This is a genomic window from Parasphingorhabdus sp. W113 (assembly GCF_055693205.1).
Genome location: NZ_CM146328.1, coordinates 248496 through 262301, shown reverse-complemented (window position 1 = coordinate 262301; position 13806 = coordinate 248496). Strand labels below are relative to the sequence as shown.

The following is a 13806-nucleotide window of genomic DNA, read 5'->3' as shown; positions in this document are numbered from 1 at the left end:
AGTAACTGCCGGACTCGGACATTGCCCATAGTTTCATAATTTGTTAATTGCTTTTTAGGGTTCGCAAAAAATTGGGATGGCAGGGATTCAACAGACCATGTCATCGGCCTTTAAAAGGGGGAAATAATGAAGAAACTATCCTATCTCGCTGCCATGCTGGCAGCACCGGTGGCCTTTGCCGCGCCAGCACAGGCGGCAACCACCATTACATTTTCTGGTCTGCCAAACGGCTCATCAAGCGACACATTTACAGAATCTGGCTTTGACCTGATTTTTGATGGCTTTTTCATTGATGCTAGCGCGAATGAAGTTGAGCCATTGTGCTGCAGTTCCGGCGGCACATTGACCATCCGCCGCACCGATGGCGGACTGTTCGCCTTTTCGTCCGTCGACTTGCAGCGCGAATATGGCACGGGCCAATCATCGCTGTTCGCTGCGGGTCAGCTTGGCGGCAGCACGCTCTTCAACGACGTGTTCGGAATCGAAACGGATGTCTATGAGACCCAGCTTTCGCTGTCACCATCAACCCTGATCGACAGCCTGGTATTCAGCGGACAACGCGACTTGGACAATGGCGTTTCATTCACCAATGTGGTGGTTGATGCGACGGCCGCTGTTCCCGAGCCAGCCACCTGGGCGTTCATGATCTTCGGCTTTGGCGCCATTGGCGGTGCGCTCCGTCGCACGCGCAAGACCAATGTGAAAGTCAGCTACGCCTAAGCGCTCTGATTTTATAAAGAATCAAAACCCCGCTGGTGCCGATCCAGCGGGGTTTTTTATGGGCATTTCAGGCGGCAAGCTTGGCCGCGGTCCGGGCGACCTTTGCCCCCAGATAGCGGGCACCTTCGAGATCAATAGTGTGCGGTGTCCGGCTGCCATCCCCGCCGGCCACAGTCGAGGCGCCATAGGGCGAACCGCCAATCACCGCTTCGTCGCTCATCTGCCCGGCAAAACCATAGTCCAGCCCGACAATCGTCATGCCATGGTGGAGCAGGTTGCTGAGGATCGAGAACTGGGTGGTCTCCTGTCCGCCATGCTGGGTGCCGGTGGAGGTGAAGGAAGCGCCGACCTTGCCGACCAGCGCGCCTTTCATCCACAGACCGCCGGTGCGGTCCCAGAAGGAGGCCATCTGGCTCGACAGCCGTCCGAAGCGGGTCGGCGAACCGACGATGATCGCATCATAATCGGCAAGGCTGTCCGGCTCGACAATGCCATGGGCTTCATTGGCACCAAAACCGGAAGCCTTGGCCATGTCTTGTGGAACCGTTTCCGGAACCCGGCCGATTGTGACATTGCCGCCCGCTTCCCGCGCGCCTTCGGCAATCGCTTCGGCAAGGCTGTCCGTGTGACCGTAGGATGAGTAATAAAGGACCAGTATCTTCGTCATGCTTCGTCTCCTTGTTGGGTAAATTTGGGGGATGCCGCCATTGCGACAGCAGCATCCCCGTCGCGGGTGTTAGTTCTGCGTGTCGAAGGCCTCGACAAAGACCAGTTCGGCATCATCGATCGCTTCAATCTCCAGGCGAGCCACATCGCGGATCGCCAGCGCATCGCGGGCGGCGAGATCTTCGCCATTGACCCGCAATGTGCCTGCCGATGCGACCAGATAGACATGTGCGCCGTCGGCCATGTCATGGGTGACAACGGTTCCCGCCTTCAATGTCGCGCCATAGAGCCGGGCATCAGCCTGGATCATCAAGGCACCGCTGGCGATATCCTGATCAAAACCGCTGGCCAGCACTTCCAGAGCACCGGACCGCTCGCCTTTGGGAAAGGCCTTCGCATCCCAGCGCGGGTCACCACCAGGCGCGCGCGGTTCAATCCAGATCTGAAACAGACGGGTCTGCTCGTCCTCGAGATTATACTCGCTGTGGGTCACGCCGGAACCGGCGCTCATCACCTGGACATCGCCGGCCACGGTGCGGCCTTCATTACCCATATTGTCGCGATGGGTAATCGCTCCCTCGCGGACATAGGTGATGATTTCCATATTCTCATGCGGATGCATCGGGAAACCGGTCTGGCTCGCAATCTCGTCGTCATTCCATACGCGGATCGGACCAAAGCCCATGCGGGCCGGATCCCAATAGCGGCCGAAGGAAAAATGATGGCGCGCCTGCAACCAGTCATGATTGACATGGGCCAAATCGGCAAAAGGACGTTTCTCTATCATTATCATTCTCCTGTCTAGGGTCAGAAAATGGGCCTGACCCGTTGCTGGAGTCAGAGATAGGACCGTTGCTTTGTTTCGGAAATATCCAATAAGGAAATTGATTGTTTCTATTTCTTTACTAATATAGCACCATGTCCTTACCCGATTTCGAAGCCTGGGCGATATTTTCCGCCGTCGCCCGCCACGGCAGTTTTACCGCCGCCGCGCAGGAGCTGGCGCTGTCCAAGCCAACCATATCCAAAGCGATCAGCCGGCTGGAGGCGCGACTGGGCACCGTCCTGTTCCACCGCACATCGCGCAAGATTTCCCTGTCGACCGCAGGCAAGGCGCTGCTTCCCTATGCGCAGCAGATTGCCGCCGATGGCGAAGCGGCGATGGAAGCCGCGCGCGAAACCACCCACCTGCTGAGAGGCCAGGTCCGGCTGGCAGCACCATTGAGCTTTGGCCTTTCCCATCTGGCGCCGGTGCTCGCCGCGTTCATGTGCCAATATCCCGAAATCCTGGTCGATGTGCAGCTGAGTGATGCAAGGGTGGACATTGTCGAGGATGGCTTTGACCTCGCCATTCGCATCGGCGCCTTGCCCGACAGCAGCCTGCGCGCGATCCAGCTGCGACCGGTCAAAAGCCATTTTATCGCGGCGGCTGATTATCTCGATCGCAAGGGCATTCCGACGAAACCGGATGACCTGCTCGACCATGACTGCTTTCTCTATTCCAACGAAGCAACGCCGGAGACATGGCACCTGCGCGGTCCGAACGATGAACTGGTGACGGTCAAACCGCCATGCCGCTTTCGCAGCAATAATGGTGACATCATGCTGCCGCCGTTGATCGCCGGGCGCGGCATCGGCTATCTGCCCGACTTTCTCTGTCAGGACGCGCTCGATGCCGGAACCCTGACGCCCCTGTTGCCCGGCTGGACCTTGGGGCCGCTGGCGCTCAATCTGGTCATGCCGCCCTCGCCACACCGGCCCGCGCGGGTCGAGGCGCTGATTGCTTTCCTGAAAACCGCGCTGGCCTGACCGTCCCAATTTGGCTCTTCTGCTCGGCGCTCGACGCTGATAGGCAGAGAAGATGCCGCCCGAGACCATCCTGCTGTTTCTGATCACCGACCTGACCTTCTGCTTCACGCCGGGGCCGGCGACCATGGTGACTGTCAGCCATGCCCTGCCCGCGGGTCGCCAGGGCGGCATGCGCGGCGCTCTGGGGCCGATTGTCGGGATCAATGTCGGCAATTTCATCTGGTATGCGCTGACCGCATTCGGCTTGATCGCGATGATCAAGGCGTTTCCGTCCGCTTATGGAGTGCTGCGCTGGCTGGGCGTTGCCTATCTCGCCTGGCTGGGCCTTGCCATGCTGCGGGGCGGCGGATCGATGCTCGGCCAGTCCAGCGCCTTGGCCGCCAGTTTCAAGCGAGGCTTTCTGAGCGGACTTGCGGTCCATATGTCCAATCCCAAAGCGCTGTTTTTCTATGCCGTGATCATCCCGCCCTTTGTTGACCCCAATGGCAGTTTGCTGTTGCAGTTCAGCATTCTCGCCGGTCTGACCATCCTGACCGAAACCGCAGGTCTGTCCTTTTATGCCGCTCTGGCATCGCGCGCGCGCCATCTCGGCAATGCCGACCAGGTCCAGGACCGGTTCAAATATGTTGCCGCGATTATCCTGATTGCCGTCGCCGCCGCAATGGCGCTGCTCAACCTCAGCGAGCCCGCCAGCGCCTCACCATTCAACCCAGCGCAAGCATTGACAGGGTAGAAATCGCGCATGATTTTCAAACCCTTCCTGATCGTCTTTCCGGCCATGCTGGTCTTCGCGGCGCCCGCGGCAGCCGCCAAGCCTGCTGATCCCACAGCGATCGCCGCGCTCCAGATGCTACAACAGCTCGACCAGCGCCTGCACCGGGTCGGCTATCGCCTGGCAACGGCCAATGCGCGCTATTGCGAGGACACGGTCTATCGCAGCGGATTGTTGCTGCATGACATTGCCCAATATGGCGACAAGGCCGCGGCAAAAGCGGTGCATCACTTTGCCGCCCCGATATCGGTCAATGCAGTCGCTGGTTATAGCGCGCGCAGAATTAAACCGGGCGACGGTCTGGTCGCGATCAATGGCCGGGCCTTTGCCGATCTGCCGCTGGATGCGGAAAAATGGGCGCAGGAGAAACCGCAATATCGCCGCCTTGCGGCGAGCAACCATCTGGTTGAGCAGCAATTGCGCCAGCGGGTCCAGTTCCGCAACAGCGCCTCATTTGTGAATTTCGTGCGGGACAACCAGTCCATGACTGCCCAGATTTCGCCGGTAAGGGCTTGTGCGAGCCAGTTTCAGATTCGCCCCGACGACAAGCGCGAAGCTTCGGCGGACGGACGGATCGTCTCGGTCACTTCAGCGCTCGCGGAATATGTCGAAAGCGACGACGAACTGGCAGCGATTGCCGCCCATGAGCTTGCGCATAATCTGCTGAAACATCGCGAGCGTCTCGATGCGCTGAAAGTCAATCGCGGCTTTTTCGGGCAATTTGGTAAAAGCGCGCAGCGGATCAAGGCGGCGGAGATTGAAGCCGACCGGCTGTCGGTCTGGCTGATGGCCAATGCCGGCTATGACCCGGAAGCCGCGATCCGGTTCTGGACGCGCTACGGCAAGCGATATGGCAAAGGCATATTTTCGGCTTCCACCCATTATCGCTGGAAAAAGCGGGTCAAATTGTTTGAAGAAGAGCTGGTCAAAATGGCCGATGCCGAAGCAATAGACGGGAAACGCGCCCCGCCGCTGCTCACCAACTCATCGGACTAGCTTCAGTCGTCCTTATATTGTTCCTTGCAGGCCTTGCGCTCCTGCTTGTCCTGCGCCTGATCCAGGCAAGCCTCGCGTTCCCGTTTGCGTTCCGCCAGCACCCGGCGCCCGACATCCTCTTCCTTCTCCGACTGGGTCTGGGTTGAGGCATCAACAGCGGTTTCCACCACCGTGCCGGCGGCCTTGAATGGCGCGGTGACGATCTTGCTGGCAACGCAGCCGCTGAGCAGGGTACAGGCCAGGGTTGCAGTCAATACCGGGGTCAAGCGCATGATTGTCTCCTTGGGCCGTTTGTGCGCCGCGCTGCCTGAAGACGCGCTGAACAGCCTTTGGGTAGGGCGCGTCAGGACGCAGCGAGCAGCTTTTCGGCCATGGCTCTGATGTCGTCGCCAATTTCCGGATGGGCCAGGGCCAGCGCCAGATTGGCCTCGACATAGCCGGCCTTTGAACCGCAATCATAGCGCTGACCGTCAAAGGTCATGCCGTGAAAGGGCTGTTTGCCGATCATCTGGGCCATCGCATCGGTCAGCTGGATTTCCCCGCCGGCGCCTGCTTCCTGGGTTTCCAGAATCCGCATGACTTCGGGTTGCAAAATATAGCGGCCGGGCAGAATGAGATTGGATGGCGCCGTTCCAGCCGCCGGTTTTTCGACCAGGCCTTTGACTTCGGTAATCGGGCCATCGCGATAGCCCGGATCGATCACGCCATAAGAAGGCGTGTCCTCGATCGGAATTTCCAGCGCACAGACAATATTGCCACCGAGATTGTCATAGGCATCGACCATCTGTTTCATGCAGCCGGGGCTGCCGACCATGAACTCGTCGGGCAGCAAAATCGCAAAGGGTTCGTCGCCGATAATATCCCGCGCGCACCAGATCGCATGGCCCAGTCCGAGCGGTTCCTGCTGGCGGACAAACACGCTGTTGCCTGGCGTCAGCCGCGTGCCATCGAGCACGCCGCCATCCTTGCCGCGATCCCCCATCGTCCGTTCCAGCTCATAAGCAAGGTCGAAATGATCCTCGATCATGCCCTTGCCCCGGCCGTTGACGAAAATCATCTGCTCGATACCCGCCTCGAGCGCTTCGTCGACGGCATATTGCAGCAACGGACGATCAACGATCGGAAACAGTTCCTTGGGCATGACCTTGGTCGCGGGCAGAAAACGGGTGCCCATGCCGGCGACCGGGAAAACGGCTTTTTTGATCGGTTTCATGAAACGGTCTCTAGTCCTTTAGCTTGTCAGCAAAACTGGTACGCAATTTTTGCAGTTTGGGCGGGATGGTTGCCACGCAATAGGGGTTTCCGCGCCCTTCGTCAGCCCAATATTGCTGATGATAATCCTCTGCGACATACCAGGGAGCCGGCCCTTCGATGGTGGTCACGACCGGTTCGGAACGCTCCGCCGATGCGCGGGCGATACCGGCTTGCGCGGCGGCGCGCTGATCATCGTCGAGCGGAAAGATGGCCGAACGATACTGGGTACCGATATCATTGCCCTGCCGGTTCAGCTGGGTCGGGTCATGGGTCGCGAAGAAAATATCCAGCAGGTCGTCATAGCTGACCACATCGCTGTCAAAGCCGATCTTGATCCCTTCGGCATGACCGGTGGTTCCGGAGCAAACCTCGCGATAGGTCGGATTGGCATTGGCGCCGCCAATATAGCCGCTCTCGACACTGTGGACGCCCGCAATGTCATTAAACACCGCTTCGGTGCACCAGAAACAGCCGCCGGCAAAAATCGCTTCCTGCATCGTCATAACATACTCCTTGCTAGGCCGGCACCGGTTGCTCGGACGCGGGACCATCTGAATTGTCGGTTGCATCCCGCTGTTCCTCGGATCGGCGCGCAATCAACCAGTACATAGCTGGGGTGACAACCCGGGAAAGCAAGGTCGAACTGATCAAACCGCCAATTATTATGATCGCCACCGGGGCGTAGAGCGCGCCGCCCAGCAAAGCGAGCGGCATCAGCCCGCCAATCGCGGTGATCGACGTCAGCAGCACCGGCAGGAAGCGGACTTCACCCGCTTCCTCAATCGCTTCGCGCAGCGGCATGCCGCGATCGCGCAACTGGGTGGTGAAATCGACCAGCAGGATGGAGTTCTTAATCTCGATCCCGATCAGCGCGATAAACCCGATAATCGCCATGAAGCCCATACTGTTACCGGTGATGAACAGCGCAATGATACCGCCGAAAGTCCCCAGCGGAATGACCCCCGCGACCACAATCGTTTCGCGAAACCGTCCGAATTCGGCCACCAGTACCGCGAAGATCAGCAGCAGCGCGGCGGCGATCACCGATCCGAAATCGCCAAAAGTCTTGCCGATCGCCTCGGCTTCGCCGCCCACCGAAAACTCGTAGCCATCGGGCAAATCCAGTTCACTGACCTTTTGCACCGCGGAATTGGTCACGCTGGCCGGGATTGCGTCATATTCCACCTGCGCGGTGATCGACACCGAACGCTGCAACTGGAAACGCTGAATCTGGGAGGGCACATTGGACAATTTGGGATTGCTGACCTGGGACAGCGCGACCGGATCCCCGCTGCGGGTCGCCAGATAAATATCATCCAGCGCCGAAACCGGTTGCGTGTCTTTGAGCGGCAGGCGCACGGTCACCGGATAATTGTCGCCTTCCGGGTCACGGAACGTCGCCGCCTGCTCGCCGCTCAGGGCCAGACGGATGGCGCGCCGCGGTTCCCCTGGCGGTATATCAAGCAGGGCCGCCTTGTTGGCGTCGAGGCCAATGTCGAGATCGATCTTGTCGGTCGCGATCGGATTGTTGATATCCCGCGCGCCCGGCGTGTCGCGCAGTATATTGGCGACCTGCGCAGCGGCATCCTTCAACCCGTCGAGTTCCGGCCCGCTGATCCGGATGACCACCGGAGCCTCGATCGGCGCGCCGTTCTGGAACAGCTCGAGCTTGACCCGCGCACCGGCAATCTGGTCAAATTTCCCGCGCAGCCGTGCGACCAGCTCGGGTCCTTCCTGCGCACCCCATTCGTCCAGAACGGCAAGTACCTCGCCATAGTTGGTGCGCTCCGCCCGTGGTCCGATATTGTAGAAGACCTGCGGATTGCCATTGCCGACATTTTCCGCCCGGACTTTCACGCTGGGTTCGCCTTCCAGGATTTCGGCGACTTCGCGGACCACGACATCGGTCTGGTCGAGGCTGCTGCCCTGTTCCGTTTCCACCGCCACGCGAAAATAGGGGGCGTCGGCAAAGGGGAATAGCGAAAAGCCCATCGAAGGCACCAGCGCAAAGGCGGACAGGCACAATATCATGGCAATCGATACCGTCTTCCACGGCGCGCCCAAGGCCTTGTGCAGGATCGGCCGGTAAAAGCTGTGGATTCGGGCATTCACCCATTGCAGCGCGGCATTGCCTTCGGGATCTTCATCGCGGCGAAGCATCCGGCTGGCGAGAAACGGAATCAGCGACAGCGAAATCACCAGCGACGCCAGCACCGTCGCCATGATCGAGAGAAAGAATGAACGCGTGTAAGCACCGGCGCCTTCGGGCAGAAACAGCAGCGGCGCAAACGCGAAGACCAGAACAAATGTCGAGCCGATCACCGCCGCCCGGATTTCCAGACTGGCGTCAATCGCGGCCCGCATCCGGCTTTTGCCCATCCGCAAATGGCGGGCGATATTCTCGGTCACCACGATGCTGTCATCGACCAGCAGCCCGAGCGACACGATGAACCCGGCAATCGACAGCTGGCTGAGATTATAGCCAAAGGCATAGAGCACCAGCATGCCGGACGCGAGCGACAACGGTATCGAGATCATAACGATCCCGGACGCCCGCATGCCCAGCGGCAACAAGGTGAAGATCACCAATCCGATAGCGATCAGGAAATCGCGGGTCAGCTCGCCGAGCCGGCGTTTCACATCCCGGCTTTGATCGAACTGCTCCACCAGCTTGATATCCGGCGGCAATATCGACTTCTGTTTCTCCAATGTGCCGTCCAGCTCGGCTTTCAGGCGGGTCACGTCGAGGCCGTCTTTCTGGGTTGCGGTCATGAAAATGGCGCGCTGTCCATTATGGCGTGTCCGGTAAATCTGCTCTTCGGCGCCCCATTTCACCGTCGCGACATCCTTGACGGTCAGCAAACCACCACCAGCCGCGCGCAGCGGCAAGGATCGAATGGTATCAAGGTCGCGAAACGCGCCGCCAGCCTCGACATTCAGGCGCCGTCCACCGCTTTGCACGGCCCCGCCGGGCAATTCGACGCCGCCCTGGCGCAAGGCATCAGCCACCGCGCTCGGCGGCAGTTTCAATTCCGATAGCCGCGCCGGATCAATCTCGACGCTCACTTCGGGCTGGGGCAGGCCGAAGATCCTGACTTCGCGGACGCCTTCGAACCGGCTCAGATTGTCGGACAGATCATCGGCATATTTCTCCATCCGGCGCCACGAGGCGGTTTCACTGACCAGCGCCAGTTGCACGATCGCGGCCTCCGTGGTCCGGAACTTGCGAAACTCCAGCCGTTGGAGATTTTCCGGCAGTTGATCGCGGATCGCGGATACCTCGCGCACCACGTCATCGAAATAACCCTCGACATCGCCGGACCAGTCCGAAAACTCGACCTGGATGACGGTGCCGCCATCGGTGCTGGTGGATTCCACTTTGACGACATCATCGAGCCCTTGCAGCACCTCTTCAATCGGCTTGGCGACGGTCTCTTCCATATCCTGGGCATCGGCCCCCGGAAGAATCGCGATCACATTGGTTGCGGGTATCGGAAAATGCGGGTCGACGGCGCGGGGAATATTGACCAGTGCGCTGATCCCGAGCACCACGAGCAGCAGGAAGATGACCATTGTCAGTTGCCATCGCTTTATGACGAATTCGGCCAGCATGTCAGCAGATCGCCTGCAATAGCATGGTCAATCCGATCATTGGGCCGCGCGAACCGGTTTGATCAGATCACCGTCGCGGAGCTTTTCTGTCCCGCGCGTGACCACAACGTCTCCCTCGTTCAGTCCCGATGCGATTTCGAGATTGTCGTCGGTCAACGCGCCGATGATCACGTTGCGCTGTTTCACACGCTGTTTGTCATCGACGACAAAGACCAGCCCTTCACCGGAACGCACCCCGAATATCGCGGTGGCGGGAATGGCAATCGAACCGTCATTGCCGCGCGAGACTTCGATTTCCACCGACCCCAGCTGTCCGGAGCGCAGCCGGTCATTGGCGGGAAGCAGGAAGCTGACTTCAAAGGTGCCCGTGCGAGCATCAGCACGCCCGTCTTTTTCACTGACCACCGCCTCAATCGGCTGCTCCGACACCGCGCTGATCGACACCAGCGCCCGCATCCCGACCCGAACCCGGGCGGCATCACCATCGGTGAGCGGCACACGCAAGACAAAACCCTTGTCGGTTTCTCCCAGGACAATGGCGGTGGCGCCGGCAGGAATCGCCTGACCCGGATCAATATTGCGTTGCAGGATGATGCCGTTGCTGGGTGCGGAAATACGCGCCGTCCGGCTGGCAAAGCCACTGGCATTGACCAGCGCCTTGGCGGATCGCAACGCCGCTTGGGATTGTTCCAGACGGGCCTTGGTTACCCAGCCATCGGCATAAAGCGACTGGATCCGTTCAAATTCCGCATCGGCCCGATCCCGTTCCGCGCGGGCTGATTCCAGATCGGCCGACACCGTGCTGTTGTCGAGCGCCGCCAATATGGCGCCGCGCTTGACCCGGTCGCCTTCTTCGTAACGCACCGAAGCAACCTGACCAGCGGTGGTAAAGCCCAGCTCGGTTTCCCGGCGCAGGCGCACCGTACCGGCGGCATTGAGGATTTCATTCTGGCTCGCCGGTTGCACGGTCACCACCGAAGCGGCAATTGCCTCGCGGCTCTTTGGCTCCTCGGAAACCTCCTGCTCAGCGCAAGCGGCCAGCAAAAGCACACATAGCAAAGCCTGAGATTTTTGAACGAACCCCGTCATATGACCTAAAAACGTCCCCTTCGATCCGGCAGCATAGGTCGCGAAAGCCGCGGGACCAATAAAAAATTGCAACTTGCAACCAATATCTTGCAAATCCAGTCCAATTGTCCCCCGTCTGCCACAGCGGATCAGGACGCGGCGCGGCGCAACCGGTCATTCAGCGCCACGCCAATGCCGACGGTTGGCACCGGCGCCACGGCGATCCCGGCACGGCTGCTTTCGTCTGCCTGATGAAGAAGCGCGAACAAATTGCTGGCGGCCTCGGCCAGATCACCGGCGCTGGAAAGATTGGCATCGCCTGCTATTTTGCCAAAGCCAATGTGAAACTCGTCCGGATCAGCGGTCTCGGCGGCCAGCCGGATCGGCTTGCTCGGCGCATAATGCCGCGACAGCTGGCCCGGCGCTTCGATCAAGTCACTGCGCGCGATCAGGGACCGCTGCCCGGTGCAGGCTTCCAGCGCCTCCTGCGTGATCGGCCCCGGCCGCAAATTTTCATAGCCGTCTTCGCGGATCGCCACGATGGTCGATTCCAGGCCCTGTGCGCTCACCCCGCCATCCAGGATCATCGGCGCATCCGAGCCGAGGCTTCGGGTGACATGGTCCGGGGATGTCGGGCTGATCCCACCGCTTTTATTGGCCGACGGTGCCGCCAGATAAAGGCCCGATTCCGCCAGCAGCGCGCGCATCACCGGATGGGCGGGCATGCGCAGCGCAATCGTATCGAGACCCGCGGTCACAGCGGGCACCACAGGACAATCGGGTGCTTTCGGGACGACCAGCGTGAGCGGACCGGGCCAGAATTTTTCCGCCAGACGGCTGGCTAGGTCATCGAAGACACCCAGTTGATCGGCCGCTATCCGGTCCGGCACATGGACAATCAGGGGATTGAAATCCGGCCGGCCCTTGGTGCGGTAGATCGCGGCAATCGCCGCGGCATTGGTCGAATCGGCAGCGAGCCCGTAGACGGTTTCAGTCGGCACAGCGACCAAAGCACCGGCCTTGAGAGCATCCGCAGCGCTGGTGATGGCGGCCATGTCGTAGCGTCCTGCGCTTTCATCAATATGATCATTTGAGCCGGTCATGATAGGGCGCTATAGCCCAGCGAGATTTCAAGCAAGAGCGGATACCAACCCCATGAGCTTTACAGCACCCAGCCGAGAACAGAATTTTGTCCTCAAGCATATCGCCAATCTGCCCGAACTGGCGGCGCATGACCGCTTTGCCGGGGCCAGCGAAGACATGGTCGAGGCGATTGTCGAGGGCATTGGCCAGTTTGCCGCCGGTGAATTCGCCCCGATCAACCGCACCGGCGATATGGTCGGCGCGCGGTGGCAGGACGGCAAGGTCACGATGCCGGACGGGTTCCGCCAGGCCTATGACCAGTTTGTCGCGGGTGGCTGGGCGTCGATTGACGGCGCCGAAGAATTTGGCGGCCAGGGCCTGCCCTATTCGCTGTCGGCGCTGGTGCTCGAAACATGCGGCGCGGCCAATTTCGCGTTCACGCTGTGCCCGATGCTGAGCTTTGGTGCGGTCGAGGCGATCCACGCCCATGGCAGCGCCGACCAGCAGGCAACCTATCTGGCCAAGATGATTTCCGGGGAATGGACCGGCACGATGAACCTGACCGAGCCGCAGGCGGGATCGGATGTCGGCGCGCTGCGCGCCACGGCCGAGCCGATCAGCGACGGCGAGCATGCCGGAAAATACAAGATCAAGGGCCAGAAAATCTATATCACCTTTGGCGAGCATGATCTGACCGATAACATCATTCATCTGGTGCTGGCGCGGACGCCCGGTGCGCCCGAAGGCACGCGCGGCATTTCGCTGTTCATTGTGCCCAAATATCATCTCGACAGCGAGGGCAATCCCGGCGCGCCCAATGATGTCACCTGCGTCTCGATCGAGCACAAGCTGGGCATTCACGCCTCGCCAACCTGTGTCATGGCCTATGGCGAGCAGGATGAATGTATCGGCGAAATGATCGGCGGCGAATTTGGCGGGATGAAAGCGATGTTCACGATGATGAACAACGCCCGGATCAACGTCGGGTCGCAAGGCGTTCAGATCGCGGAACGCGCCACCCAGCAGGCGATTCACTATGCCAGCGAGCGGGTGCAGTCCGCCCGCGCCGGCAGCGGCAGCAAGGACCCGGTTGCGATTATCGAGCATCCGGATGTCCGCCGGATGCTGTTGCGCAGCAAGGCGCTGACCCAGGCTGCCCGCGCGCTGCTCTATTATGCGACGTCCCATGTCGACAAGGCGACGCTGGGGATTGACGGCGGCAAGGCCCGCGCCGAAATCCTGACGCCGCTGATCAAGGGCTATGGCACCGATATCGGCAACGAGGTCGCTTCGATTGGCCTGCAAGTCCATGGCGGCATGGGCTTTGTCGAGGAAACCGGCGCGGCCCAGCATTTCCGGGACGCCCGGATTGCCCCGATTTATGAAGGCACAAATGGCATTCAGGCGGCTGATCTGGTCGGCCGCAAACTCGGTCTCGACGGCGGCGATGCGATGCGCGCGCTGATTGCCGACATCAAGGTTGAGGCCAAAGAAGAACCCGGCCTGGCGCGGCTGGCTGATGCGGTGGAAGCGGTGGCCGAGTGGATGGCCGGCGGCGATGCCTCAATCGATGATCGACTGGCGGGCAGCTATCCGTTCATGACGATGCTGGCGACCGCAACCTGCGGCATGCTGATGGCCAAGCAGCACCGCATTGCGCAGGCGGAATTGCAGGACAATGATGATCCGTTTCTCAAGGCCAAGCTGGTGACCACGCGCTATTATCTCGATCATTTGGTACCGGAAGCGATGGGATTGCAGGCCGCCGCGATGGCGGGCGCGGACATTCTCTATCAACTGGGCCATGACGAGCTGGTTGCCTGATC

At 60.2% G+C, this 13806-nt stretch carries 13 protein-coding genes; 5 read left to right on the top strand and 8 right to left on the bottom strand.

Translation table 11 applies throughout. The features are described 5' to 3' along the window. The first annotated feature begins 126 nt into the window (after window positions 1-126). Complete coding sequence (locus tag ACZ1GS_RS01150; protein WP_472696674.1) at window positions 127-720, top strand: PEPxxWA-CTERM sorting domain-containing protein; 594 nt, start codon at window positions 127-129, stop codon at window positions 718-720. A gap of 67 nt (window positions 721-787) precedes the next feature. Here the strand turns inward: ACZ1GS_RS01150 and wrbA are convergent, their stop codons facing one another. Together wrbA and ACZ1GS_RS01140 are read right to left on the bottom strand one after the other, a co-directional pair. Next, entirely contained in the window at window positions 788-1387 is a 600-nt protein-coding gene (wrbA, locus tag ACZ1GS_RS01145) for an NAD(P)H:quinone oxidoreductase (RefSeq protein ID WP_472696673.1), read from the bottom strand. Between the two features lie 69 nt (window positions 1388-1456). Next, window positions 1457-2173: a pirin family protein gene (locus ACZ1GS_RS01140; protein WP_472696672.1), complete on the bottom strand. Its 717-nt coding sequence runs from the start codon at window positions 2171-2173 to the stop codon at window positions 1457-1459. A gap of 131 nt (window positions 2174-2304) precedes the next feature. On the opposite strand from ACZ1GS_RS01140, the gene ACZ1GS_RS01135 reads away from it, so the two are divergent. Genes ACZ1GS_RS01135 through ACZ1GS_RS01125 form a run of 3 tightly spaced genes read left to right on the top strand, consistent with a single transcriptional unit; the run spans window position 2305 to window position 4963 of the window. Further along, a complete protein-coding gene (locus tag ACZ1GS_RS01135) occupies window positions 2305-3195 on the top strand; it encodes a LysR family transcriptional regulator (RefSeq protein ID WP_472696671.1) in 891 nt (296 codons plus the stop codon). 52 nt (window positions 3196-3247) lie between these two features. After that, window positions 3248-3928 (top strand): LysE family translocator, encoded by a 681-nt coding sequence (locus ACZ1GS_RS01130; RefSeq protein ID WP_472696670.1) that lies wholly within the window; start codon window positions 3248-3250, stop codon window positions 3926-3928. A gap of 9 nt (window positions 3929-3937) precedes the next feature. Next, entirely contained in the window at window positions 3938-4963 is a 1026-nt protein-coding gene (locus ACZ1GS_RS01125) for a M48 family metallopeptidase (protein WP_472696669.1), read from the top strand. Window positions 4964-4965: 2 nt separating this feature from the next. Here the strand turns inward: ACZ1GS_RS01125 and ACZ1GS_RS01120 are convergent, their stop codons facing one another. The 6 genes from ACZ1GS_RS01120 to ACZ1GS_RS01095 all read right to left on the bottom strand — a co-directional run bounded on the left by ACZ1GS_RS01120 (window position 4966) and on the right by ACZ1GS_RS01095 (window position 12000). After that, window positions 4966-5235, bottom strand: a complete 270-nt coding sequence (locus ACZ1GS_RS01120) for a DUF6726 family protein (RefSeq protein ID WP_472696668.1) — start codon at window positions 5233-5235, stop codon at window positions 4966-4968. Window positions 5236-5306: 71 nt separating this feature from the next. Continuing rightward, the gene (locus ACZ1GS_RS01115; RefSeq protein ID WP_472696667.1) at window positions 5307-6176 is read right to left on the bottom strand and encodes a UTP--glucose-1-phosphate uridylyltransferase; all 870 of its coding nucleotides are present in this window, start codon (window positions 6174-6176) and stop codon (window positions 5307-5309) included. Between the two features lie 10 nt (window positions 6177-6186). Next, on the bottom strand, window positions 6187-6714 hold the full coding sequence (msrA, locus tag ACZ1GS_RS01110; RefSeq protein ID WP_472698047.1) for a peptide-methionine (S)-S-oxide reductase MsrA: 528 nt from the start codon (window positions 6712-6714) through the stop codon (window positions 6187-6189). 19 nt (window positions 6715-6733) lie between these two features. Then, window positions 6734-9829: an efflux RND transporter permease subunit gene (locus tag ACZ1GS_RS01105; protein ID WP_472696666.1), complete on the bottom strand. Its 3096-nt coding sequence runs from the start codon at window positions 9827-9829 to the stop codon at window positions 6734-6736. 36 nt (window positions 9830-9865) lie between these two features. Next, complete coding sequence (locus ACZ1GS_RS01100; RefSeq protein ID WP_472696665.1) at window positions 9866-10918, bottom strand: efflux RND transporter periplasmic adaptor subunit; 1053 nt, start codon at window positions 10916-10918, stop codon at window positions 9866-9868. Window positions 10919-11046: 128 nt separating this feature from the next. Further along, a complete protein-coding gene (locus ACZ1GS_RS01095) occupies window positions 11047-12000 on the bottom strand; it encodes an L-threonylcarbamoyladenylate synthase (RefSeq protein WP_472696664.1) in 954 nt (317 codons plus the stop codon). Between the two features lie 52 nt (window positions 12001-12052). On the opposite strand from ACZ1GS_RS01095, the gene ACZ1GS_RS01090 reads away from it, so the two are divergent. Then, on the top strand, window positions 12053-13804 hold the full coding sequence (locus ACZ1GS_RS01090) for an acyl-CoA dehydrogenase (protein WP_472696663.1): 1752 nt from the start codon (window positions 12053-12055) through the stop codon (window positions 13802-13804). The last annotated feature ends 2 nt before the right edge of the window (window positions 13805-13806 follow it).

Bases quoted from the DNA above. Each gene is read 5' to 3' on its own strand.
- ACZ1GS_RS01150 (WP_472696674.1), top strand. From the start codon at position 127: ATGAAGAAACTATCCTATCTCGCTGCCATGCTGGCAGCACCGGTGGCC.
- wrbA (WP_472696673.1), bottom strand. From the start codon at position 1,387: ATGACGAAGATACTGGTCCTTTATTACTCATCCTACGGTCACACGGAC.
- ACZ1GS_RS01140 (WP_472696672.1), bottom strand. From the start codon at position 2,173: ATGATAGAGAAACGTCCTTTTGCCGATTTGGCCCATGTCAATCATGAC.
- ACZ1GS_RS01135 (WP_472696671.1), top strand. From the start codon at position 2,305: ATGTCCTTACCCGATTTCGAAGCCTGGGCGATATTTTCCGCCGTCGCC.
- ACZ1GS_RS01130 (WP_472696670.1), top strand. From the start codon at position 3,248: ATGCCGCCCGAGACCATCCTGCTGTTTCTGATCACCGACCTGACCTTC.
- ACZ1GS_RS01125 (WP_472696669.1), top strand. From the start codon at position 3,938: ATGATTTTCAAACCCTTCCTGATCGTCTTTCCGGCCATGCTGGTCTTC.
- ACZ1GS_RS01120 (WP_472696668.1), bottom strand. From the start codon at position 5,235: ATGCGCTTGACCCCGGTATTGACTGCAACCCTGGCCTGTACCCTGCTC.
- ACZ1GS_RS01115 (WP_472696667.1), bottom strand. From the start codon at position 6,176: ATGAAACCGATCAAAAAAGCCGTTTTCCCGGTCGCCGGCATGGGCACC.
- msrA (WP_472698047.1), bottom strand. From the start codon at position 6,714: ATGCAGGAAGCGATTTTTGCCGGCGGCTGTTTCTGGTGCACCGAAGCG.
- ACZ1GS_RS01105 (WP_472696666.1), bottom strand. From the start codon at position 9,829: ATGCTGGCCGAATTCGTCATAAAGCGATGGCAACTGACAATGGTCATC.
- ACZ1GS_RS01100 (WP_472696665.1), bottom strand. From the start codon at position 10,918: ATGACGGGGTTCGTTCAAAAATCTCAGGCTTTGCTATGTGTGCTTTTG.
- ACZ1GS_RS01095 (WP_472696664.1), bottom strand. From the start codon at position 12,000: ATGACCGGCTCAAATGATCATATTGATGAAAGCGCAGGACGCTACGAC.
- ACZ1GS_RS01090 (WP_472696663.1), top strand. From the start codon at position 12,053: ATGAGCTTTACAGCACCCAGCCGAGAACAGAATTTTGTCCTCAAGCAT.